We start from the raw sequence: 24796 nt of genomic DNA on the forward strand, positions 1-24796 counted from the left end.
ATTAGTTGAAATTCTGATTTTTTGCGTCTTTCAGTATGCGTTCGCTTGTGAGTTTTGCTCCCAAAAGCACCAGCGGAACACCGTTTCCGGGGTGTGTGCTTCCACCAGCGAAATACAAATTTCGATATTTTTTGTGTTGGTTGTGCGGACGGAAATAGCCCATCTGAAAAATGGAATGGGATAAACTTCCGAACACAGAACCTCGGGTGACATTGCACGTGCTTTCCCATGTTTTGGGCAGATAGCAAATTTCGAACTTAATGTGTTCTTCAATATCGTGCAACCCGGCTTCTTCCAAACGGCTGATCACTCCTTCACGGGCTCTTTGCTTCAGCTTTCCCCAATCCTGATGGTTTTGAGAATCAAGGTGAGCAACCGGAACAATTACCGAAAGCGTGTCGTGATTTTCAGGAGCGGCAGATTTGTCGGTTCGAACCGGAGCATGAATGTAGAAACTTGGATTTTCGGAGAGCGATTTTTCCTTGAAAATCTTGTTCAGTCCTTGTTTGTACGGATCGTTCAGGAAAACACTGTGATGATCGAGTTGCGGATATACTTTGTCGACTCCCCAGTGAAAAACAATGGCGGAACAGGAATATTTTTTCTTCTTCAGCGAACGGGTTTTCTGTTTATCGTGCAAAAGTTTGTCGTAAACGTATGGCAGATCGGCGTTGGCCACCACCAGGTCAGCGTGAACAATCGTGCCATCGTCCAACAGGATTCCTTCAGCTTTCCTTCCGTTTAAAACGATTTTCTCAGCCGGTTTTTTATAATGAATCTGTACGCTGTTTTGATTTGCCAGTTCGAGCAGTTTTTCCACCAGCCGATGCATTCCACCTTTCGGGAACAAAGCACCTTCTGCGATTTCAGCGCCCGGAAGCATCGAAAAAAATGCCGGCGCATCATACGGATTCTGTCCCACATAAATGTTCTGGAAGGTAAAGGCCATCCTCAGATGCGGGTCATTAAAATATCGTTGGATGTAATCGGTATGTTTTAAGTATGTCTTCAGCTTCAGAAGTAAACGCATGCTTTTGAAATTCACAAACTGAAACAAATGATCGAAGTTTTTACCCAGCAAATCGTTCATCGAAAGGTTGAAATACTCGTAACCTTCTTTCACATATTCCTGATATTTCGGAAAACTGCCCGTTTCAATGGCTTCGAGCTGCGTTTTCATTTGTTCGGGATTGCGGGTAAAAGCAAAATCGCTCCCATCGCTGAAGAAAAGCTTATAAACCGGTTCAAGTGAAGTGGTTTCCAAATCTTTATCGAGATCGATACCCAATTCAGATAACACTTTCCGGTAAAGTGATGGCATCAGTAAAATGGTAGCACCCAAATCGAAGCGGTGTCCATCCTGAATCATTTGTCCGCAGCGGCCACCTGGATTAGCATTTTTCTCATAAATTTCAACGGAATAACCATTTTTTGCTAAAAAATTGGCGGTGGCTAATCCGCCAACTCCGGCACCGATGATCACTGCTCTGGGTTTGTTGTCCATGGTTTTTGTTTTCTGAATATTGCTTTTATTTTCTTAAAGGTTGAGACGTTTTTTTGATTGGTTCGTTACAGGCTATTTCCCAAATTCCGGAGAGAAAATAATCGTGCTCGAACCGTCTACCAAGACACCATCGGTAAGTTGAATCACCCAATTATTGTTGAAGGCACTTTCTTTACGGATGATAAAGGTCTAATTCATGGCCTTTTGATTTTGATGTGAATTTAGAGCCATTGTTTCTTTCAGGAAAATAGATATGGTATGAATAGCTTATTTTTACCGATGAACGAACTAAAGAAGAGGATAAATAATTTTCGTTCAGATTGAATTTCAGATTGAAACTTAATCTACTATTTTGGGTTTCATTTACTGAGCAGTTTGTTTGATGCCTCTTTAAATCTTATTTCTGTCGGTAAGCGTTCAAACTTCAAAAAAAAAAATGAAAAACATTCTGTTCATACTAACAATATTTGCAATTAGCATTCAAACCCTTTCGTGTAAAACTCCTGAAAAGAAAACAATTGAGCATTTTCCGGATGGTACTGAAATTCCACAATCACTAACTGACACCACTAGAATTAACAGTGAAAAACTTGGTGTTCAATTGGCTGTTACCGATTTTGGCGCTGTTGGCGACGGGCAAACCCTGAATACTGAATCGATACAGAAAGCCATTGACGAAGCAGCGAACAAAGGCGGCGGTGTAGTCATCATTCCGAAGGGGCGTTTTTTAACAGGAGCTTTGTTTTTTAAACCAGGAACTCATTTGCATGTGAGCGAAGGTGGTACGCTGCTTGGCTCTGATGACATTGCAAATTTTCCAATCGGGCCATCGCGCATGGAAGGACGAAGCATCGATTATTTCCCAGCTGTGGTAAATGCATATGGCGTTGATGGATTTACCATCACTGGCAAAGGGACAATCGACGGTAATGGATTGAAATATTGGGAAGCCTTTTGGCAGCGCAGAGCTGAAAACCCCAAATGTACAAACCTCGAAGTTTCGCGGCCGCGACTTGTTTTCATTCAGAACAGTAAAAATGTGCAGTTGCAGGATGTTAAACTGCATAATTCCGGATTCTGGACGACCCACCTGTATCGCTGCTCGAATGTAAAACTGCTTAATCTGCATATTTTTTCGCCAGCCGCTCCGGTTAAAGCGCCCAGCACCGATGCTGTTGACATCGATGCATGTACAAATGTACTGGTAAATGGCTGTTACATGGAAGTAAACGACGATGCCATTGCTCTAAAAGGTGGCAAAGGCGTTTCAGCCGACACCGATCCGACCAATGGCCCGAATGAAAACATCATCATCCAAAATTGTACGTTTGGTTTCTGTCACTCGGCTGTAACCTGCGGAAGTGAGTCGATTCACAACCGAAACATCATTATGCGCCACTGTAAGGTTAATGGCCCTTCGCGTGTTTTTTGGCTGAAAAACCGCGGCGACACGCCTCAACTTTACGAGTACATTCTGGTCGAAAACATTACCGGCAAAGCTGACCGACTTTTATTTGCCAAACCATGGACCCAATTCTTCGATTTGCAAGGACGTGAAACGCCATTATTATCAACTTCAAATCAGGTGGTGTTCCGCAACATTGAACTAACCTGCCAGATTTTTGCAGACATCGAAATATCGGAATACGACAAACTGAAAAACTTCACTTTCGAAAACCTGAAAATAACAGCAGAAAAAGGAGAACTGAACAAATCGCTCATCGAAGGGCTAAATCTTAAAAATGTCGTTATAAACGGAAAATTGATTGAGTAAAATGATGATGATGAAACTTCTATGAATAATAAAACCCATAAGAACTCTTGGTTTTATGGGTTTTATTATGGTTGGATAAACCTTAATGTTTTTACTTCATGTCTCCTTTAAGTTCAACTTCCGCCAGAGCTATTGTATTTATAAATTCTTCAACGTATGCAGAATAACTATCAATGTCTTCCAGCTTCTGGGTTTTTAGTTGCAATTCTTTTAGTCGATGCCCCAGATCATTCATCCCGAAAGTCATCACTGATGATTTAGCTTTATGCGCTAATTCGCCAAGTTCTTTCCATTTTTGATTGCCTAAATGACTGGTTAACCCATCCCTGAATTCGGGTAACTGATCAAAAAACATCTGAATAAACTCATTCATAATTTCAGGCTCTCCGCCTGTAATCTCTTTCAGGTAATCTAAATTTGTCAAACGGGCTTGCGACATTGGTTGTTATTTGAAGTGTTATTATGCAGTCAAAAGTAAAAAAAATATCTTTCGAACCTAGTTAGAATGCACTAAATATCCTGTTATGCGAATGAACAAATAATTATAAACCAGTGGTAAAAACTAATATCTTTGGCAAATGATATTTTTCATGCTTTTAACCTAGCTAATACGCTAATTTTGCCACATAAAACTGAAAATAAAACTATGCAAATTACAGCCTTTAATCAGATACACAAACAACTGGGCGCCAAAATGGTAGAGTTTGCCGGATTTGAGATGCCTATCGAGTATTCAGGAATAAAAGAAGAGCACATGACTGTTCGCGAAGCTGTTGGAGTATTCGACGTTTCGCACATGGGCGAGTTTTGGGTAAAAGGTCCGAATGCAATGGAATTGGTGCAGCGGGTTACTTCGAACGATGTTTCGAAACTGGCTTTAGGTCAGGCTCAATACTCTTGCTTCCCCAATGGGAAAGGTGGAATTGTTGATGACTTGTTGGTCTATTATTACGAAGCTGAAAAATACCTTTTGGTTGTTAATGCTTCCAACATCGACAAAGACTGGAACTGGATCGTTTCTCAAAATACAAATGGAGCGATTCTCGAAAACGCTTCTCCTGCAATCAGCCAGTTGGCCATTCAGGGACCTAAAGCTGAAGCCACTCTTCAGAAACTTACCGATATTAATTTGTCTGAAATCAAATATTACACATTCGTAACTGGCTCCATTGCTGGGTTCGACGATGTAATTATTTCGGCCACAGGCTATACCGGATCTGGCGGTTTCGAAGTCTATTTCAGAAATGAAATCGCAGAACAAATGTGGAACAAAATTTTTGAGGCTGGCGCTGAATTTAGCATCAAACCAATTGGACTGGCAGCCCGCGATACACTGCGACTTGAAATGGGTTTCTGCTTGTATGGTAACGATATTGACGACACAACCTCGCCAATAGAAGCTGGTTTGGGATGGATTACCAAATTTAATGGTCATTACTTTATCGATAAAGACCTACTGCTGATGCAGAAGCAGGAAGGCGTTGAGCGTAAACTTCGTGGATTTGAAATGATTGACCGCGGAATTCCGCGTCACGATTACGAATTGACCGACAAAGACGGAAACATAATCGGCCGGGTTACTTCCGGAACGATGTCACCTGTTTTAAATAAAGGCATTGGCATGGCTTATGTCCACAAAGCTTATTCGGCTATTGGAACCGAAGTTTTCATGAACGTGCGTAACAAAATGCTGAAAGCAAAGATTGTTAAAATGCCGTTTATCAATCTGCAATAACAACAAATAGTCATTAGTCATTCGAAAAGTTGTTTTACTTTTTCCAAATGACTAATGACTATTTCCATTTTCCAAAGTTTACCTTTTGTTTAAATCCCATTTTCTGAATCCAAAAACAGGACTCAGTTGACTACTTTCTATATCTTTGTGGCATTCACATGAAAATGGAAAAATCCCAAAATCGGCTTGAGGTTTGTTTGTCCCCCGCAATCTACGATAAGCATGCCGATGATCACAACATTGTAGTGATCGTTGATATTTTGCGCGCTACCTCAACAATCTGTGCTGCCATTCACAATGGTGTAAAAAGCATCATTCCGGTCGCAACGGTCGAAGAAGCACGTGAAATGAAACAACAAGGCTACATGGTCGCCTCCGAACGCGATGGCTATGTGCTCGACTTTGCTGATTTCGGAAACTCACCATTTAACTTTACTCCTGAAATCGTTGGCGGAAAAGAAATTGTCTATTCCACAACCAACGGTACCCGGTGCATTCACCTGGCCAGTCATTCAAAAGCAGTTGTAATTGGTTCATTCCTGAATATTTCAGTATTGACCAATTGGCTCATTCAGCAAAATGCTCCCATATTAATCTTTTGTGCTTCGTGGAAAGATCGCTTCAGTCTGGAAGACACCGTTTACGCAGGCGCTTTGGCCGAACGATTAATGAATTCAGGAAAATTTGAAACCATTTGCGACGGAGTTACTGCATCAATCGATTTGTGGAGCCTTGCAAAAAATGATTTATTCGCCTACATACAGAAAGCCGCTCAAAAAAGCCGACTGGCATCAAAAGGATTAGACGACTGTATTGAATATTGCCTTACTGACGATCTCTGCCCGGTTATCCCCATATTTCAGGATGAAAAATTGGTTGACATTTTGAAGCCAATGTAAGAAATAAGGCATTGTCAATAACAAGTTGTCAAAAGTTAAAAAGTTAAAGTAATTACAGATTGTCGCTTCGTTTTTTTATTCGAATTTTGAAGCATATTAATTGGATGTTCTATAACTTGTTGTAACAAAATTAAGTCTGATTTATCTCAGAAAACCATACGCAGATAATCGTTTATTTTGAATTGTTATTTGCAATCTTATTCATTGTAAATAGTTATTAACCCATAAATTACAATCAAATGAAGAAGCATAATTTTTATGCGGGACCCTCAATTTTGCCGCAATACACCATTAAAAACACCGCCGAAGCATTAATCGATTTTGCCGGAACAGGCCTTTCTCTGATGGAAGTTTCGCACCGCAGCAAAGAGTTTGTTGCCGTAAGCAATGAAGCTCAGCAACTCTTCAAAGAACTGCTCGATATTCCTGCTGGTTACCATGTGTTATTTTTGGGCGGTGGCGCCAGTTCTCAGTTTATGATGGTTCCTTTCAATTTATTGGAAAAGAAAGCTGCCTATCTGAATACCGGAACCTGGGCTGATAAAGCTCAAAAAGAAGCCAAACTTTTCGGTGAAGTTGTTGAAGTCGCTTCTTCAAAAGCAAACACATACAATTACATCCCGAAAGACTATGTTGTTCCTGAAGATGCTGATTATTTTCACATTACAACCAACAATACAATTTACGGAACAGAAATCCGTCAGGATTTAGATTGCAAAGTGCCTTTGGTTGCCGATATGTCATCCGATATTTTTAGCCGTCAGATGGATGTTTCAAAATATGCGATTATTTACGGTGGCGCTCAGAAAAACCTTGCTCCAGCAGGCGTTACATTCGTAATTGTAAAAGAAGACGCGTTAGGTAAAGTAACCCGCAAAATTCCTACGATGTTGAATTACAAAACTCACATCGAAAACGAATCCATGTTTAATACACCGCCGGTTGTTCCGGTTTTTGCAGCTCTCCAAACCCTGAAATGGCTGAAAGAATTAGGCGGCGTAAAAGTGATGGAAAAAATGAACATCGAAAAAGCCGGAATCCTTTACGATGAAATCGACCGCAACAAATTATTCAAAGCCAATATTCCTGATGTAAATGATCGTTCAGTTATGAACATTTGTTTCGTTATGAACGACGAATACAAAGCATGGGAACCAGAATTTCTTACCTATGCCAAATCGTTGGGCATGTTGGGACTCGAAGGTCACCGTTCGGTAGGCGGGTATCGTGCCTCAACTTACAACGCACTTCCAAAAGAAAGTGTGATTGCATTGGTTGAAGCCATGAAAGCATTTGAACAAACAAAGCTTAAATAAATTCAGAAGAAAAGCAGAATGGGGGTTCTGCTTTTCTCTTTTTAAAGAGAAAAATAACTATGAAAAGGGTTTTAATAGCTACTGAAAAACCATTTGCTCCGGCAGCAGTAAATCAAATGGTCGGAATTCTTGAACAAGCCGGCTACGAGGTGAAACGGCTCGAAAAATATGCATCAAAAGCGGAATTGCTGGATGCTGTGAAAGACGTTAATGCGTTAATTGTGAGAAGCGACATTGTTGACCGTGCGGTTCTTGATGCCGCTAAAGAACTGCAAGTTGTAGTCAGGGCAGGCTCGGGCTTCGATAATTTGGATTTGGTTACCTGCACCGAAAAGGGCATGGTTGCCATGAATACACCGGGGCAGAACTCGAACGCTGTTGCCGAATTAGCTATCGGGATGATGATTTTCATGTCGCGTGGTCAGTTCAAAGGAGTTTCAGGAACCGAACTTAAAGGAAAAACAATAGGGGTTTATGGCTGTGGAAACATAGGCCGTCGCGTTGCACGTATTGCCCAGGGCCTTGGGATGAAAGTAATTGCACTCGATCCTTGTATTACTAAAGTTAGCATGGAGCCCTACGATGTAAAAGTGGTTCAGAATGTTGCCGAATTATTCAGCGAGAGTGATTTCTTGTCGCTACATATTCCGGCCAACGAAAAAACAAAGAAGTCGGTTAACTTCGACATGATGAATAAAATGCCAAAAGGCGCCACGATAATCAATACCGCCCGAAAAGAAGTAATTGATGAAGATGGACTGAAGAAAATGCTGGAAGAGCGTCCCGATTTTAAATACATCAGCGACATTGCTCCCACTAACCATGATGAATTAGCCGGAAAATTTGACTTCCGATACTATTCAACTCCCAAGAAACAAGGAGCAGAAACATCTGAAGCCAATGTAAATGCCGGAGTAGCAGCCGCCGAACAAATAGTAGCTTTTTTTGAAAGTGGTGATCAGGCCTACCGCGTCAATAAATAAATGTCAGTCAACTGATGAAAGAAATAATACACGACAAAGCGAATTTTGTAAACGTCACCTATTCCGGGCTGCGAATATCGAACACAGAATTTGATAGTTGTACTTTTATCAATTGCGATTTTTCGAACAGCATTTTATCGGAAACAGATTTCATCGAATGCCGGTTTGAAAGCTGCAATTTTGCCATGGCAAAATTTAGCGGAACCGGTTTGAAAGATGTGCATTTTCTGGATTGTAAGTTGATCGGATTAAACTTCGATCATTGTTCAGATTTTTTATTTGCGGCCAACTTTCAGAAATGCGTTCTCGATTATGCTTCGTTCTTCAAGAAAAAAATGAAGAAAGCCAAATTTATTGATTGTTCGCTGAAAGAAGTCGACTTTACTGCTGTTGATCTTTCAATGGCTATATTCGGTAATTGCAATCTGGAACGCGCCCTTTTTCATGAAAGTAATCTTGAAAAAGCCGATTTTCGAACTGCGGCGAATTACTCCATCGATCCTGAAACAAACAGAATAAAAAAAGCGAAGTTCTCTATTTCCGGATTGGCCGGTTTACTGGGGAAATACAACATTGAAATAGAATAAGAATAACCTTTGAGTTTGGTTTATAGTCACTAAAAAAACAAACAAACCATTCTTCAATTACAATTAATTAATCGTTTTTGTCATGCCCTTAAAGTTTAAGATCGTCTTTTACAATTTCATGATATTTCTGATCATTTTCGACATTATCTATTTATTTGTGTGGCTCATGTCGATTGAGATGAATCCGGTAAAAGGCTTAATTGTTGCAGCAAGTGCAGCATTGATTATGCCCTGGGCGAGGCCAACCCATCTTCCATCCGGAAGGAAAGTGGCTATCCGAAGCCTGGCATACATTGTTTATAAAAATGTCTCCGAAAGAAGAAAAAGTAACAACCCAATCTGATAAAAAGAAAGATTATGGCTATCGTAAAACCATTTAAAGGACTTCGTCCACCACAAGCTATTGCCAGTGATCTGGCCTGTTTGCCCTACGATGTTATGAACAGCACTGAGGCGACTCAAATGGCTGAAGGAAAAGCATGTTCGCTGCTCCATATTACCCGCGCCGAAATCGACTGTCCTACCGGAACCGACATTCATTCGGAAACTGTTTACCTGAAATCGGTTGAAAATTTCGAGAAATTTCAGGAAGAAAACTGGTTGAATCAGGATGAAGAAGCGAAATATTACATCTATGCGCAAACCATGAATGGCCGCACCCAATATGGAATTGTCGGCGCTGCTTCGTGCGACGATTACAACAAGGGGATCATCAAAAAACACGAATTGACACGTCCGGACAAGGAAGAAGACCGAATGATTTTGACCCGTTACCTGAATGCCAATATCGAGCCTGTTTTCTTTTCATACTGTGCCGTTCCTGAAATTGATGCTATTGTGGAGTCGATTGTAAAAAGCCAGAAAGCAGATTACGATTTCGTTGCCGAAGATGGCTTTGGTCACCATTTCTGGGCCATAAACGAAGCGGCTACCAACCAGAAAATCGAAGAACTGTTTGCCACCAAAGTTCCGGCAACCTATGTCGCTGATGGCCACCACCGCACAGCTGCAGCTGCCCGTATCGGACTCGAAAAACAAAGCCAGAACCCGAACCATACCGGTAAAGAAGAATACAATTTCTTTATGGCTGTACATTTCCCTGACAATCAATTGCAGATTATCGACTACAACCGCACTGTAAAAGACTTGAATGGTTTAACTGAAGCTGAATTGTTGGATAAACTGGCTCAGAACTTTGATGTAGAATTGGCTGGAACCGAAATTTACAAACCAACCAAACTTCACGAATTCAGCATGTACCTTTCAGGGAAATGGTATAAGTTGAATGCCAAACCCGGAACATTTAACGACAACGACCCGATTGGCGTATTGGATGTGACTATTCTGTCAAATTTGGTTCTCGATCAGATTCTGGGAATTGCCGACCTTCGCACTTCAACCCGCATTGATTTCGTAGGCGGAATCCGCGGTTTGGGCGAATTGAAAAAGCGAGTTGACGGTGGAGACATGAAAGTGGCTTTTGCGCTTTATCCGGTTTCGATGCAGCAATTGATCAACATTGCCGATTCAGGAAACATTATGCCTCCAAAAACTACCTGGTTCGAGCCAAAACTTCGTTCAGGATTGGTGATTCACAAACTGGATTAATAAAAAGCCGTAAGACCGGAGAAATAAGTCCGGAATATAAGAGCATATAAAATCCTGTCGCAATTCCGGCAGGATTTTTCTTTTCCGCAAACCAAGACTGGTACGGATTGTTTATATGGACATAAAGAAGTAAAAATGAAAAATCAAACCATACTGTTAACCGGGGCAATTTTTATGGCCTTTTCTGTTTTATTGGGAGCTTTTGGCGCTCATGCCTTGAAGCAAAGTCTGTCGCCCGAAATGCTCGCCGTGTATAAAACCGGAGTCGAATACCAGTTTTATCATGCACTTGGGTTGTTAGTTATCGGATTAGTCGGATTTCATATCAAATCGAAATACCTCAATTGGGCCGGCCTATTCATAACGATTGGCATCATTTTATTTTCCGGAAGTTTATATGTCCTGACCTTATCAGGAATTAAAGCCATTGGTGCAATCACTCCTGTCGGAGGACTATCATTTGTTGCCGGATGGATATTTCTTTGCATGGCATTCGTAAAACACAAATCCTGACGATCAGATAAACCTTGATTCAAAAAATTCTATTCAAGAATCTGGAATAACTATCGGCAAATTTTCTAATTTATTTACTTAGCCTTAGTGACTGTTTAAATTTTATTTTTTGATTCTATTAAGCATTAGTCTTATCATTGCAATCTGAATCATTACCTGGCTAGTGTTGGTCAGGTATTCGAAGTCTTTACTGAGTCTTCGGTAACTTTCAAACCAGGCAAAAGTTCTTTCGACAACCCATCTTTTGGGAATAACGGTAAATTTACTGGAATGGTCTGATCTCAAAACGATTTCAAGTATCCAGCCGAATGTGGTTTTGGTCTTCTCTATGAGTTCTCCACGATAACCACCATCAGCAACGATCTTGACCAGCCTTTCGAACCTACCTTTCAGTAAGGCAATTACATCACTTGCTCCCTTGCTGTCATGCACATTTGCAGCATGTACAACAACGGCCAGCAGCAAACCCATTGTATCTGTAACGATATGGCGTTTGCGACCTTTGATCATTTTGCCTCCATCAAAACCGCGACATTCGCCGCCCAATCTGGTTGTTTTAATAGACTGGCTATCAATACAGGCCAAACTGGGAGATTCATATTTTCCTGCTTTTTTGCGTATTTTGTCGCGAAGCAGTTCATGTACTTGTTCTATGACACCGTTGTTCTTCCATCTAGTGAAATAGTAATAAACTAGTTCCCAATTGGGAAAACAGCCAGGTATCATACGCCATTGACAACCTGTTTTAATCAAATAGAAAATGGCATTGAAAATATCCCGTAAAGAATGTTTTCTCTTACGGTTGTCGTTTAAAATGCCACTTAATAGCATCCATTGGCTATCGGTGAGATTGGTTGGATAGTGTTTCATGTGTTCTTAACAGTTTGGTAACCATTAAGATAGCAAAACAAAACCAATTAATCAACTGATAGTCAGTGTTTTATTTACAAATATTCTAAATTTAAACAGTCTCTTAGTGTGTATTTAAATTTAACAACAAAATTCTCTTTGAAAATCAAGACAAATAGTAACATATTAATTGACATACACTTTACATCGGAAACTACCGGTTGTAAAAATGTAAAAACCATGGCTACAAGGGATTTTTGTTTCTCCTTCATTTAAAATACCCGAGTTAACTTTTCTACCTAAAAGATTATATATGCTATAGATTTCTGATTCATAGGATTCGACAACTATATGATTATTATCACTAAAAACTTTAATATTGGGTTGTAAAGGTAAGTTTAGTATTCCATCGGAGAAATGCAATTTATTCAACCAAACCGGATTTTGATACCAGGAATCCCCATCTCCAAGTTGTCCACTCTGGTTTACTCCCCAGGTCCAAAGTTTTCCAGTATCATCAACCGCAATGCTATATTCCCATCCTGCCTTAACACTCACAATCTTTTTGCCTTGAAGAATTTGAACAGGTGACTGTGCATCATTGTTATTTCCTACCCCAATTTGACCGTAAAAATTAGAACCCCAGGCCCAAAGGGCATTATTCTCATCAATAGCCAAACAATGGTTCTGACCTACTGATATAGTTTTAAATTTAGTTTCAGGTTTAATGTTAACTGGTAATAATCTATCGTTACTGGTTCCATCACCCAATTGGCCATAGTTCCCCCCCCAGCCCCAAAGTTTACCAGACTCATCATTTGCATATGTACGATCCAAATTCTTTCCCTCAACTATAACATTAGACACAAAATTCCGCATTTGAAATTTTGTGCCTGAAAGGATCTGCACCGGAGCGTGTCGATCTGTTTTCGTACCATCACCTAACTGACCAACATGATTCCAACCCCAGGCCCACAAATTTCCAGATTCATCAATCGCAAATGAAGATTTGTAACCAACTGAAGCATAAACAAATTTTGTATCTATCATTATTTGAACAGGTGTAGACTTATCTTCCGTTGTTCCATCTCCCAATTGTCCTCGGTTATTATTCCCCCAAGCCCATAAACCGCCAGATTCATCGATTACAAGATTATGACCATCTCCTGCATATATTTCTTTAAATTTCGTGTTTGATTTGATACTAACAGGACGTGTTTTACTAATTTTAGTCCCATCACCTACCAACCAATTATTGCTGCCATCACTACTTACCCCATCTCCATTATATCCCCATGCCCATAGATAGCCACCGTCATCAATGGCCAAAGTATGAGAACTTCCAGCCGAAATTGATTTAAATTTTGTACCTTCTTTTATCTGAACCGGAGCCAATACCACATCTTCAGTTCCATTTCCAACACAACCTCCGAAGTTAGTCCCCCAACCCCAAAGTGTTCCATCTTCAACCAATCCAAAAAATGCACTACCTCCTAAGCTAAGAGTTCTGAATTTTACATCAGGGTTTATCTGCGTTGGAATTGATTTGTTAATCTCGGTATTATCTCCCAACCGACCGTAATTTTCACCCCATGCCCACAATACCCCGAATTCGTCAAGGGCATAAGAACTTTGCCAATAAGAAAAGCATTGTTTAAATTTAACTTCTGGTAGAATATTTTCTGGCATAGATTTGTTGGCATTTGTCCCAATACCAATTCGTCCATCGCTATTACTACCAGCTACCCATAAATTGCCTGATTCAGAAATTGCCAGTGAATGAATATGCCCGATATCAATATTTTTAAATTTTGTTCCAGATTTAATAATTACCGGATTTGTTTTGTTTGCATTAGTACCATCACCAAGCATACCATACTCATTATTCCCCCACGCCCACAGGTTATTTGCCTCATCAATGGCAAAACTACTGTCAAATCCAGCTGATGTCATTTTGAATTTAATGCCGTTTAGTAATTGTTTGGGGGTATTAATAATAATATCTCCTGCACCTAATGACTCCTTTGGGTTTAGTCCAAATCCAAATAAATTCCCGGATTCATCGATGACTAACAAATAACTAGAACCATCGGAAATCGCTTTACATTTAGTTCCAACCATGAGTTGTATTGGAGTTAATACGTCCATTCGCGTTCCATCATCCCTTAATTCGCCAAAGAAATTTTGTCCCCACGCCCAAAGATTCCCTGCTTCGTCAATTGCCAAACAATGCGAATTAGCCGAAATTGCTTTAAATTTCGTACCTGTCATTATTTGTATTGGGTCCGGATTAAAACCGGATGTTCCATCTCCAACGACATCAGCTCCCCATGACCAAAGATTACCTTCGTCATCAATTGCTAAAGATTGATATCCTTTTCCTACAATGGCTTTAAACATACGCCCTACCATAATTTGCTTTGGAAAACTATAGGTAGACTGTGTTCCATCTACCAAGACACCAGCACCCCATGCCCATAAATTACCGTCAACATCAATAGCTAATGAGTGACTTGAACCCGCAGAAACCAACTTAAACTTAGTTCCAGACTTGATAAGTACAGGAGCATATCTGTCAATTATACTTCCATCCCCAATTTTTCCGGAAGAATTAGCGCCCCAAGCCCATAAATTACCCGATTCATCAATAACCAATGAGTGGTTATATCCTGCTGAACTACTTTTAATTTGTTGGGAATCGAAATTTTGAGCATAGATAAACAATGGAAATAAACAGCTGTATAAGAAGAGAAATAGTGTTTTCATAGCTTTTATGATTAGGTTAATCCTTTGAATGAAAAACATAATGGAATATACAACCTTTTTTAAACAAAATCAAGGGTTTAATCACCTTCGATAGAGAAATTGCTAAAAAAACGACACAGGGGAGAAACGACAATTAAGTGCCTAACTGCACTTTAAAAGTAAGCTATAGTCACCGCTGCATTTCCCTGAGGTTTCTCATGGTTCGTTTAGTGAAAATCAGGCTTCTTTACTACAAAGAATCAGAATCTTTATTTAGCATTTGAGAATAATTATATTTGTAAAAAGAACAAACTAAATAGTTGTCATGATAAGAAAAGTTCAACGCATTGTTTTTCTGTCACTTCTGGCAGTAATCTGGAGCATTCAGGGATCATTCGGATGTACCAATTTTATAATTTCAAAAGGTGCCACTATTGATGGCTCAACAATGATTACGTATGCAGCTGATTCACATACTCTATATGGCGAATTATACTATCAGCCTGCTCAGGATTTCCCGGCAGGGTCTTTACGCGACATTTACGAGTGGGATACCGGCAAATTTTTGGGACGAATTCCTCAGCTTGCTCACACAAACAGTGTAGTAGGAAATATGAATGAATTCCAGGTGTCCATTGGAGAAACAACTTTTGGCGGACGCGAAGTACTATTCAAACAATCGGGCGCCATTATGGACTACGGAAGCCTGATTTACGTGGCATTGCAACGCGCCAAAACAGCCCGCGAAGCCATTGAAGTGATGACTAATCTGGTTGAAAAATACGGTTATGCCAGCGAAGGCGAGTCATTCTCCATTTCTGATCCGAACGAAGTCTGGATTTTAGAAATGATTGGAAAAGGTGAAGGCGAAAAAGGCGCCGTTTGGGTTGCCCAACGTATTCCTGACGGCTACATCAGCGGTCATGCCAACCAGGCACGCATCACAACCTTCCCAATGAACGACCCGGCAAATTGCCTTTTTGCGAAAGACGTTATTTCGTTTGCCCGCGAAAAAGGATGGTTTGATGGTAAGAATACTGAATTCAGCTTTTCGGATATTTATGCTCCGGTCGATTTTAGCGGAGCGCGCTTCAGCGATGCCCGTGTTTTTGCCGGCTTCAACAAAGTGTACTCAGGCATGAAACAGTACGAAGAATATGCGCTTGGCAATGTGAAACATGGTGGCGAAAACAAATTTCCATCAAACCGGATGCCATTGTGGGTAAAACCGGACAAGAAACTTACCGTTCAGGATGTAATGGGCATGATGCGCGATCATTACGAAGGAACAGCTCTGGATATGACCAAAGACATTGGCGCAGGTCCGTTTAAACTACCATACCGCTGGAGGCCACTTACTTTCAAAGTTGATTCGGCGAGCTATGTAAACGAGCGAGCCATTTCGACCCAACAAACCGGGTTTTCGTTTGTAGCTCAATCTCGGTCGTGGTTGCCCAATCCGATTGGTGGAATACTTTGGTTTGGCGTTGATGACACTTACAGTACCTGCTATGTTCCGATGTACTGCGGAATCACTCAAATTCCTGAATGTTTTAAAGTTGGAAACGGCGACCTGCTTACTTTCTCCGAAACATCCGCCTTTTGGGCATTCAATGTCGTTTCAAATTTCGCCTATCTGCGTTACGACGCGATGATTCCGGATGTATTAAAAGTTCAGAAAAATTTGGAAGACAAATTTGTAGCTTATACACCAAGCGTTGACATGGCTGCTCAAAGTTTATGGAATTCAGGAAAAAAAGCTGAAACTCTTCAATTCCTGACGGACTATTCGGTTAATCAGGCCAATGGGATGACTATAGAATGGAAGAAATTAGCGCAGTTTCTGTTCGTAAAATTCATGGACGGAAACATCAAGAAAGAGAAAAACGGAGTATTTGAACGAACAGAAACCGGAATGCCCCAAAATCCCGATCAACCCGGGTACTCTGACTGGTGGAAAAAGGTAATTGTTGATGGCACAGGCGATCACCTAAAAATGCTTGGTGAACCAAGCCATTGATTTTACACTATTGATTGAATATTTTAGAGCGATGTAAGTGGTGAATTGAAAACTTTTATTACTTTTGCGCCACATTTCAGCAATCTCTTACTCATTGATTTGATGTAATATTGCCACTAAAAACATAAAAAGATGGATTTAATTAAAGTAGCAGAAAATGCGTTTGCAGTTGAAACAAAAGTACAACCGCAATTTAAAGCAGGAGATACCATTACCGTTCACTACAAAATTAAGGAGGGTAATAAAGAGCGTATCCAGAACTACCGCGGTGTAGTTATCCAGGTAAAAGGAGAAGGTGTTACTAAAACATTTACAGTTCGTAAAATGTCAGGAAACGTTGGTGTAGAAAGAATTTTCCCTCTCTATTCACCTTTTATCGACCAGATTGAACTGAACAAAAAAGGTATTGTTCGTAGAGCAAAACTTTATTATTTACGCGAACTTACTGGCAAAAAAGCCCGTATCAAAGAAAAACGTGTATAAGAAGATATTTTCTTTTAGAAGAGAGGTTGGTTCGAAAGTTCCAACCTCTTTTTCGTTACAATAGGATCGGAACAAGTTAAAGATCCGAGGGTAGGTAAGAAATAGCAGAAAACAGGATAAAACAAAACATGCCTAAACGAATAAACATGCAAGTTCTTTGGTTTAGTCTATCACTACTCGAGTACGAATAGGAACAATCATCAAATGGTTCGGTGAATTAGAAGTTCCTCAGAGAGATTTTTACAGAAGGATTGCATGACCCGACTGAAGTGCCGTTCCACATTTTGGCATTAGTTATGAATTGTGATTTTGCAATGCCCATCGTTAAATCAAGCAATACAGAACCACACGAACACAGTTTTACTTTATTTTTTCAATCCAGATATTGCGGAACTGAATTTTACAACCTTCGGACTGCAAAGCAATTGCTCCTTTTGTCAACGAACAATTGGTTGCACTGTTCTGCGGCAATCCGTTTACTTTTATTTCAATCGTATTTCCTTTACAAACAATGTCGTAGCTGTTCCATTCGCCTGCTGGCTTTTCGTTTGAAGGATTCACTTTTGGAACAACCGGTTTATCTTTTTCAGTTGATACATATTCCTTTCCACCAATAGTAGCCTTCTCGCCTACGCCATGAACTACAAAATCGCCGACACTTAGGTGTTTAAGGTTAGCCTGATAGTGAGTTACCCAAATTTTGTCAGGACCGGTAACATGCAGCATAATTCCACTGTTTACCTCCTTTTCAGGGTAACGCCATTCGACATGCAGCCGATAATTCGAAAATTCCTTTTTTGTTCTCAGATAGCCTGCAGGAGTTCCAACGGTTTCAATTACACCATCTTTCACATAGAAAAATTTATTCAGATCTACTTTAGGATCATTTACATAGGCGTACCAGCCAGTCAGGTCTTTCCCATTAAAAAGCGACTGCTTCTTCTTTGCAAAACTAACAACAGTCAAAAGCATCATTACTGAAATAAGTATAGTCTTCATTGGTTTTGTTTTTTATTCGGGATAAAAGTATAAAAATTATTTTAATGCATTTTTACATATAAGCTTGGTCGAAGACTCTGACCGGGCGACTTCTTTTCCATGAACCAACAAGATAAATCATTGTCCAGGATTGTATTTTTTAGCCTTCATTTTCTCAAAAAATTCGTTAGCATTTTCCCGTGGCAAGTTGCATTATCCATACAGACTAGCATTAATTAACTGAGAATAAATTGATTGAAATATCGGCTAGTCATTAATAACAAAAGAGTTACAAGATTTAAATCTTATAACTCTTTGACTTTAAGTCGGCTCGCAGGGATTCGAACCCTGGGCCCGCTGATTAAGAGTCAGCTGCTCTACCAACTGAGCTACGAGCCGAATCGGCGACAAAAGTAACAGATTGTTTGTCATTTTCAAAAAAACAGGCCACTAAATCCGGATTTTATTTATCGATGAGAATTTACACAAATAAATTAGGGAAAATCAAAGCCTAAACGGATAAACCATACAATCTGCCAACTAATATTAAATATTAATTGATACCAAAGTCTATTGATTTAACGTTATCGAAATAATACCTTTGTTTGTTAACTTAATGATCGATATGGAGATTTTGAATCACATACCTGAAGGCTTCACCAAATTCATTTTGGTACTGATCTTTTCCTTACTTATAGGTCTGGAACAAAGGCGGCACCACATTAATGAAAGTGAAGATCAGCTTTTTGGTACAGATCGAACATTTACGTTTATCGGCTTGCTTGCCTATGTATTATTTATTGCTGACCAGGTAAACTACATCCCCTTTCTGATTGGATTTGTTTTAATCGGAATTTTACTCGGAATCCAGTACAATCATAAGATCAGTCAAAATGGGAAATATGGACTAACCAGTACCATTCTTGCACTTCTAACTTATTGTATCCCCATCATGGTTTTCACGCAACCGGTTTGGCTGGTCTTGTTGTTTATTGTGGCAATCCTAATTCTTACCGAACTCAAAAGCCATTTCATTACCATAACAAAGAAAGCTTCGGAAGAAGAATTTATTACGCTTGCAAAATTTATAACCTTCAGTGGAGTTATTCTTCCACTTCTTCCTGAAACAAATATTTCAGCACAAATACCTATTTCGCCCTATCATCTTTGGTTATCTATCGTTGTTGTTTCAGGTATATCCTATTGCAGTTATTTACTGAAGAAATTTGTTTTTCCTGATTCAGGAATAATGCTTACAGGCTTATTGGGAGGAATTTACAGCAGTACCGCGACAACAGTTATTCTGGCTCGAAAAGAAAAGCAAGGGTTAGCGGGATCTCAAACAGTCTCGGCCATTATGATTGCCAACGGAATGATGTATCTCCGCATTCTTTTCCTTGCCTTCATCTTTAATGGTCCTGTTGCTAAGCTCCTGACAATTCCTTTTCTGTCCATGTTTTTGGTAAGTTTTATTCTTTCAAAACTAAGTTCGAAAAAGAAATCGAATAGGCTTGCTGATCCTGACTCAGAAAATAACCTGGCATCGACTAAAAATCCATTGGAGTTTAAAACAGCTGCAATTTTCGGTATCCTATTTGTTGTTTTTGCTTTGATCACTGATTTCGTAATGAAGACCTATGGAAGCACCGGAATTACAAGTCTGGCCTACATGGTAGGTATAACCGATATTGATCCATTCTTATTGAACCTTCTTCAGCAAAAAGACGGAATTGGACAAATGACTGTTGTTCTGGCTATAATTAATGCTACGAACAGTAACAACCTGCTAAAAATGATTTATGCGATCTCTTTGGGGAGCATAAATATCAGAAGAAGCTTAATTGTAAATTTTTCGATTCTTATTGGCGCCGGAATGTTGATATCTATAATCTATTACATACTCTAGTATTTCTAAAATATTATGAAAAAATTTAAACACCTACCAACAATCATCGTGTTACTAATTATAGCATTGTCCTTCGGGTGTAATGAAAATGACTTAAATTTTGCAAATGGGAGTACAGGCTCAAGGGCAAACTCAACGATTAAAGCAGAAGCTCCTATTGTTACTCAAGAGGTGAATAACTTCATCAAAGATGCAATGACTGATGTTTATTTATGGTATAATTATTTGCCAACAATTGACACCAAATATGAAACTGACTCAAAGGCGTATTTTGAAAAATTGTTGTATAAAGATGACAAATGGTCCTATATAACCGATAATGTTTCTGAGTGGGAAAATAGCCTAAATGGAATTGAAAAAAGTTACGGTTACTCTTTGACGTTTGGTGGCTTTATTGATGCAAATGGAGCATATACCGGCAATTACTTTGCAATAGTTGAATATGTGTATCCAAATACTCCGGCACAACGTGCGGGGCTCGAACGCGGAAGCATAATTACCCAGGTAAACGGAAGTAACATTACTAAAGACAATTACACCGACCTGCTGAGTGGTGAAAATGTTTCGGTTACCAAGGGAGAACTAACCACTTCAGGGATCAAAAATTCGGGTACTCTTTCCATGACTGCCGAAGTGCTAAATTTAGATCCGGTTATTATGTATAAAGTCATCGAAAAAGATGGCCACAAGATCGGCTATTTATTTTATGCTCAATTTATTTCTAATTTCAATGGAAGTTTGCAAACTGCATTAGACTATTTTAGGACAAACCAAATAACAGATTTAGTAGTTGATATGCGCTATAATCCCGGTGGACAAATCTCAGCTGCTCAATACCTTTGCAGTTCAATTGCTCCACTTGGCAATGTTACCGGATCAAAAACGCTGGTAACTTTCCAATGGAATGATAAGTACCAGGAATATTGGGTGGCAAATAAAGTAACCGATCAAACAACCGTCACTTTTGATAATTCGGTTCCTGTAAAACTTGGATTGAGCAAGGTAACTATTCTGACCGGACCAGGAACCGCTAGTGCAGCTGAATTAACCATTACAGGTCTAAAACCATACATGAACGTGACAATGGTTGGCGACACAACTTATGGAAAATATACCGCTTCAATCACCTTAAAACCTGAAGATTTTTACACCAACGCTTCGGAATATGCCGATTTTAAAAATTGGGGATTACAGCCTATTGTGTTAAGATATGCAAACTCTGAAGGTGTTACCAATTTTGTGAATGGTTTTGCTCCGGATGATTTGGTTTACGATGAATTGTTGCCAGCCCAGCCTTTGGGAGATTTATCAGAACCGCTACTCAAAAAAGCTGTCGAAAACATTACCGGCGTTCCAATATTAGCGCTTAAAAGCGCCTTGCCAAAGTTTAAACTGAAAGAGTTTGACCGTGGATTCTCAAAATTTGATCCCATAAAGCGCAATATGCCAATTGACTTCAAAAAGGATTTTCTAAAACAATAAGGTAAATAGAAATTATTTGCCTTATTTAGTAGTTGAATAGCTTATGCTCAATTCAACTAACTTATTCTAATGAAAACGATTTCTCGCTTGCTTTGTGTTATCGTTATATCTTTTCTTAGCACAGCTGCATATTCTCAGGTTTCCGGAATCAGTTCTTCTAACCTACCCCTTATCGTTATTAACACCAAAGGGAACACAATAATTGATGCGTCCAAGATTCCTGCAACCATGAAGATCATATACAATGGTGTCGGTCAAGCCAATCGGCCAACAGATGTTGGGAATATTTACAGCGGAGATATTGGGATAGAAATCCGGGGAACTTACTCAGCCACACTTCCTCAGAAACCGTACGGCTTTGAAACCAGAGGTTTAAATGGAGCCAACCTTAACGTTTCGCTTTTGGGAATGCCTGCCGAAAACGACTGGATTTTACTTGCAAATTACAACGATAAAACATTTATGCGCAACTCTCTTGCCTACGAATTGTCAAGAAAAATGGGGCATTATGCCGCACGCACCAGATTGGTTGAAGTAATTATTGAAAACTACTACAAGAACTATGAGGGCGTATACCTTCTGATGGAAAAAATCAAACAAGATAAAGGCCGGGTTAACATTGCCAAATTAACCAATCTTGATATTTCAGGTGATGATGTTACCGGCGGTTATATTTTTAAGATTGATTATTTCAACCAAAGCAATAGTTGGCAAAGCAACTACCGCCCCATTGATCATCCTGAAAAAGCTGTATATTATGTATTCCATGACCCGGATGTAAATGAATTGTTCTGGCTACAGGAAGAGTATCTGAAAACCGCGGTTAATTCATTCGAATCAGTTTTGTATGGTTCTAATTTTAAAGATTCAGAAAAAGGATACCCAGCATGGATTGATGTGAATTCGTTTATTGACTATTTCATTATCAACGAAGTAGCACGAAATGTCGATGGGTTTAAAAAGAGTGTTTATTTTTTCAAGGACAAAGACAGTAAAGGTGGCAAAATTAATGCCGGACCAGTTTGGGATTTCGACTGGGCGTGGAAAAACATTTGGGATTGTTCCACATTTCAGGCAACTGACGGATCAGGCTGGAGTCATCGAATTAACGATTGCCTCAACACTCCACCTTATTCAAACGGATGGATAATTCGATTACTGCAGGATGAGAATTTTGCCAATGCCTTGAATAAACGATATTTTGAACTGCGAAAATCCTACCTGAGTTTTGAATACCTGAACTCATATATTGATTCAGTTCAAAATCTTGTCAATGAAGCGCAAGTTCGACATTATACCAAATGGCCAATTTTGAGCTCTAATGTTGGCGCTCCTGAAGTTGATTTTAGGCCAACAACCTATGCTGGAGAAGTAAATAAATTTAAAAATTGGATACAAACCCGACTAACCTGGCTGGATGGCCATATGTTGGGTCAATCGATAACCGGTGTCGACAAATTTGAAACAGCCTTTAGTTATCGCATCTTTCCAAATCCTGCTAAAGATTTGGTTTACCTGGAATCCTCCTCAGAAATTATTAGTCTTGATATTTTCAACAGCAATGGGAAATGTATACTTAATAAAACTGGATTGTCTGCTTTCTCAACAAAATTGGATGTTTCTGGATTCTCTCCTGGAATCTATGTGGTGCACCTTAAAACCAAGGGAAATCAAATCATAAATTCTAAATTAGTTATCAGGTAAATCTGCAATTTTGTTTTTACTTGCGATTATTTTTAATGAATGTCCGGTATTAATCCTAAACTGAAAATGGTTCTTGCTGGTGGCGACTGGCCTTGGCCGGTGAGCCGAAAAACAAGTGAAGGCGGCATTAAAAAATCTTTTCTGTTTGAGCCGTCAGGCGAGTTTAAAAGATTTTAGCCGTCGAACGTTAGTTTTTCGAGCGAAGCGGGCACAGCCTTGACTTTTTTTGATTCCTTTTTTGTGTCAAGACAAAAAAGGAATTGGGGGTAAGGGGCAAAGCCCCTCCGATTAAAACAATTAGGTAAGTAACCGGATATTCATATTATTTTTTGGTTTTACATAGGCTCTTGATGCACAAATTGCTAAATTTAAGCCATTAACCACAAACCTGATGATCATGAAAAAACTACACCTGTTCGTTTTATGCGTCTTGACTTCATTTATCGTGAATGCACAAGAACTTCCTTTCAGAATGGAAGAATTAACGGCTCCGGATTACATCAAAGCTGTTGAAAAATCATCCAAAACATGTATCCTGCCTATTGGCGTTTTTGAAAAGCACGGACCACATCTTCCGTTGGGAACCGATCTTTATACTGCCCGCGAATTCGCCATTCGTGCAGCCGAAAAGGAATATACAGTTGTATTTCCATGGTACTATTTCAGCCAGATAAATGAGGCTAAACATCAGCCCGGAACCATTGCCTACAGCCCGGAACTGATTTGGAAAGTCCTTCAGGAAACATTGAATGAATTGGCCCGAAATGGCTTCGAAAAAATAATCATCGTAAACGGACATGGTGGGAACAACGCTTTCCTGAATTTCTTCGGAATGGCCCAATTATCAGAACGACGCAATTATAGCTTATATTGGTTTCAGCCAAGTGACGATCTTGAAGTTGTGAAAAAAGCTGAAGAACTGACACAGCACGACCCATATAATCAACATGCCGGCAACGAAGAATCTTCGGTAATGAAAGCTTTAGAACCTGAGTTTGTTCATTTGGACCGTGCCGGACAACAATCCGGAATTGATCAGGACCGGCTGAAGAATCTCCCGAATGTATATACCGGAATATGGTGGTATGCTAAATTTCCGAACCATTATGGGGGCATTGGCACAAAAGCAAACGCAGAAGCTGGCGAATTGCTGATTAACTCGACAGTTACCCAATTGGTAAAAATGATTCAGGCAGTTAAAAAGGATGAAATGGTCCCTGCACTTCAAAAACAGTTCTTCGACGAATCGGAAAATCCGTTGAAAACCAAGCAATAGAAATTAGTTTTTGGATGATATTCTTCGGTAAAAGTATCGTGCGCCAAATGAAATTGAAAAGAAAAGCATAAAAACTGCAATTCCAAGCAACAACTCAATGGACAAAATTAACCAACCTGATTGCGTTGATTTGAACTGAACGGACAATTCATTACTGGCAATCAGGATTAAACTGAATATCAGTTCTGAAATAATCATTCCGGCGACAAAGCCAAAGTACCTTTTTAAAATAGAAGGTAGCTTAACCTTTTTCGCCGGAATTAGTACTCCTGAAAACAAGATGGCAGCAATAATGAGCGGGAAATAGCACAGATAGAATGCACCGGTTCGCGCGATCCAAATTACCGGGATCATAAAAAGTAATCCTGCGGCAACATAAAACAACGGCTTCGAAAACCAGTTGAGATAGTTCATCATCAGAAAATTTTAATTCA

21 protein-coding genes and 1 tRNA gene are annotated in these 24796 nt (G+C 39.6%); 15 read left to right on the top strand and 7 right to left on the bottom strand.

Translation table 11 applies throughout. From position 1 onward, the window contains the following. Window position 1 precedes the first annotated feature (1 nt). Window positions 2-1504 (bottom strand): phytoene desaturase family protein, encoded by a 1503-nt coding sequence (locus tag AQPE_RS05225; RefSeq protein ID WP_318349997.1) that lies wholly within the window; start codon window positions 1502-1504, stop codon window positions 2-4. Window positions 1505-1940: 436 nt separating this feature from the next. On the opposite strand from AQPE_RS05225, the gene AQPE_RS05230 reads away from it, so the two are divergent. Further along, complete coding sequence (locus AQPE_RS05230; protein ID WP_318349998.1) at window positions 1941-3278, top strand: rhamnogalacturonidase; 1338 nt, start codon at window positions 1941-1943, stop codon at window positions 3276-3278. Between the two features lie 91 nt (window positions 3279-3369). Here the strand turns inward: AQPE_RS05230 and AQPE_RS05235 are convergent, their stop codons facing one another. Beyond that, window positions 3370-3717, bottom strand: a complete 348-nt coding sequence (locus tag AQPE_RS05235) for an Hpt domain-containing protein (RefSeq protein ID WP_318349999.1) — start codon at window positions 3715-3717, stop codon at window positions 3370-3372. Window positions 3718-3924: 207 nt separating this feature from the next. On the opposite strand from AQPE_RS05235, the gene gcvT reads away from it, so the two are divergent. The 8 genes from gcvT (at window position 3925) to AQPE_RS05275 (ending at window position 10919) form a co-directional block, all read left to right on the top strand. Beyond that, window positions 3925-5013 carry a glycine cleavage system aminomethyltransferase GcvT gene (gene gcvT, locus AQPE_RS05240; RefSeq protein WP_318350000.1) on the top strand — a complete coding sequence of 363 codons (1089 nt, stop codon included), beginning with the start codon at window positions 3925-3927 and terminating at the stop codon, window positions 5011-5013. Between the two features lie 164 nt (window positions 5014-5177). Then, window positions 5178-5912 carry a 2-phosphosulfolactate phosphatase gene (locus tag AQPE_RS05245; protein WP_318350001.1) on the top strand — a complete coding sequence of 245 codons (735 nt, stop codon included), beginning with the start codon at window positions 5178-5180 and terminating at the stop codon, window positions 5910-5912. 239 nt (window positions 5913-6151) lie between these two features. Beyond that, complete coding sequence (gene serC, locus AQPE_RS05250) at window positions 6152-7228, top strand: 3-phosphoserine/phosphohydroxythreonine transaminase (protein ID WP_318350002.1); 1077 nt, start codon at window positions 6152-6154, stop codon at window positions 7226-7228. A 59-nt stretch (window positions 7229-7287) separates the two neighbouring features. Then, complete coding sequence (locus tag AQPE_RS05255) at window positions 7288-8211, top strand: NAD(P)-dependent oxidoreductase (protein ID WP_318350003.1); 924 nt, start codon at window positions 7288-7290, stop codon at window positions 8209-8211. 14 nt (window positions 8212-8225) lie between these two features. Further along, on the top strand, window positions 8226-8798 hold the full coding sequence (locus AQPE_RS05260; RefSeq protein WP_318350004.1) for a pentapeptide repeat-containing protein: 573 nt from the start codon (window positions 8226-8228) through the stop codon (window positions 8796-8798). An 82-nt stretch (window positions 8799-8880) separates the two neighbouring features. Then, window positions 8881-9141 carry a hypothetical protein gene (locus AQPE_RS05265; RefSeq protein ID WP_318350005.1) on the top strand — a complete coding sequence of 87 codons (261 nt, stop codon included), beginning with the start codon at window positions 8881-8883 and terminating at the stop codon, window positions 9139-9141. Window positions 9142-9155: 14 nt separating this feature from the next. After that, on the top strand, window positions 9156-10406 hold the full coding sequence (locus AQPE_RS05270; protein ID WP_318350006.1) for a DUF1015 domain-containing protein: 1251 nt from the start codon (window positions 9156-9158) through the stop codon (window positions 10404-10406). Window positions 10407-10541: 135 nt separating this feature from the next. Beyond that, window positions 10542-10919: a DUF423 domain-containing protein gene (locus AQPE_RS05275; protein WP_318350007.1), complete on the top strand. Its 378-nt coding sequence runs from the start codon at window positions 10542-10544 to the stop codon at window positions 10917-10919. Between the two features lie 102 nt (window positions 10920-11021). On the opposite strand, the gene AQPE_RS05280 is transcribed toward AQPE_RS05275, so the two are convergent. Together AQPE_RS05280 and AQPE_RS05285 are read right to left on the bottom strand one after the other, a co-directional pair. Continuing rightward, the gene (locus tag AQPE_RS05280) at window positions 11022-11789 is read right to left on the bottom strand and encodes an IS5 family transposase (protein WP_318350008.1); all 768 of its coding nucleotides are present in this window, start codon (window positions 11787-11789) and stop codon (window positions 11022-11024) included. Window positions 11790-11954: 165 nt separating this feature from the next. Beyond that, entirely contained in the window at window positions 11955-14534 is a 2580-nt protein-coding gene (locus AQPE_RS05285; protein ID WP_318350009.1) for an RCC1 domain-containing protein, read from the bottom strand. Window positions 14535-14838: 304 nt separating this feature from the next. Between AQPE_RS05285 and AQPE_RS05290 the strand changes: the two genes are divergently transcribed. Further along, on the top strand, window positions 14839-16533 hold the full coding sequence (locus AQPE_RS05290; RefSeq protein ID WP_318350010.1) for a dipeptidase: 1695 nt from the start codon (window positions 14839-14841) through the stop codon (window positions 16531-16533). 132 nt (window positions 16534-16665) lie between these two features. Next, window positions 16666-17016 carry a 50S ribosomal protein L19 gene (rplS, locus tag AQPE_RS05295; RefSeq protein WP_318350011.1) on the top strand — a complete coding sequence of 117 codons (351 nt, stop codon included), beginning with the start codon at window positions 16666-16668 and terminating at the stop codon, window positions 17014-17016. A 360-nt stretch (window positions 17017-17376) separates the two neighbouring features. Here rplS and AQPE_RS05300 read toward each other — a convergent pair whose 3' ends face one another. Both AQPE_RS05300 and AQPE_RS05305 read right to left on the bottom strand, forming a co-directional pair. Next, window positions 17377-18015, bottom strand: a complete 639-nt coding sequence (locus AQPE_RS05300) for a 3-keto-disaccharide hydrolase (RefSeq protein ID WP_318350012.1) — start codon at window positions 18013-18015, stop codon at window positions 17377-17379. Window positions 18016-18320: 305 nt separating this feature from the next. Then, window positions 18321-18393, bottom strand: a tRNA-Lys gene (locus tag AQPE_RS05305). A gap of 226 nt (window positions 18394-18619) precedes the next feature. Here AQPE_RS05305 and AQPE_RS05310 point away from each other — a divergent pair. The 4 genes from AQPE_RS05310 (at window position 18620) to AQPE_RS05325 (ending at window position 24362) form a co-directional block, all read left to right on the top strand. Beyond that, window positions 18620-19900 (top strand): MgtC/SapB family protein, encoded by a 1281-nt coding sequence (locus tag AQPE_RS05310; protein ID WP_318350013.1) that lies wholly within the window; start codon window positions 18620-18622, stop codon window positions 19898-19900. A 15-nt stretch (window positions 19901-19915) separates the two neighbouring features. Beyond that, window positions 19916-21382 (top strand): S41 family peptidase, encoded by a 1467-nt coding sequence (locus AQPE_RS05315; RefSeq protein ID WP_318350014.1) that lies wholly within the window; start codon window positions 19916-19918, stop codon window positions 21380-21382. A gap of 69 nt (window positions 21383-21451) precedes the next feature. Then, on the top strand, window positions 21452-23086 hold the full coding sequence (locus tag AQPE_RS05320; RefSeq protein WP_318350015.1) for a CotH kinase family protein: 1635 nt from the start codon (window positions 21452-21454) through the stop codon (window positions 23084-23086). 397 nt (window positions 23087-23483) lie between these two features. Next, complete coding sequence (locus AQPE_RS05325) at window positions 23484-24362, top strand: creatininase family protein (protein WP_318350016.1); 879 nt, start codon at window positions 23484-23486, stop codon at window positions 24360-24362. Between the two features lie 3 nt (window positions 24363-24365). On the opposite strand, the gene AQPE_RS05330 is transcribed toward AQPE_RS05325, so the two are convergent. Next, window positions 24366-24779 carry a hypothetical protein gene (locus AQPE_RS05330; protein ID WP_318350017.1) on the bottom strand — a complete coding sequence of 138 codons (414 nt, stop codon included), beginning with the start codon at window positions 24777-24779 and terminating at the stop codon, window positions 24366-24368. Window positions 24780-24796 lie beyond the last annotated feature (17 nt).

The organism is Aquipluma nitroreducens (assembly GCF_009689585.1).
Lineage (GTDB): Bacteria > Bacteroidota > Bacteroidia > Bacteroidales > Prolixibacteraceae > Aquipluma > Aquipluma nitroreducens.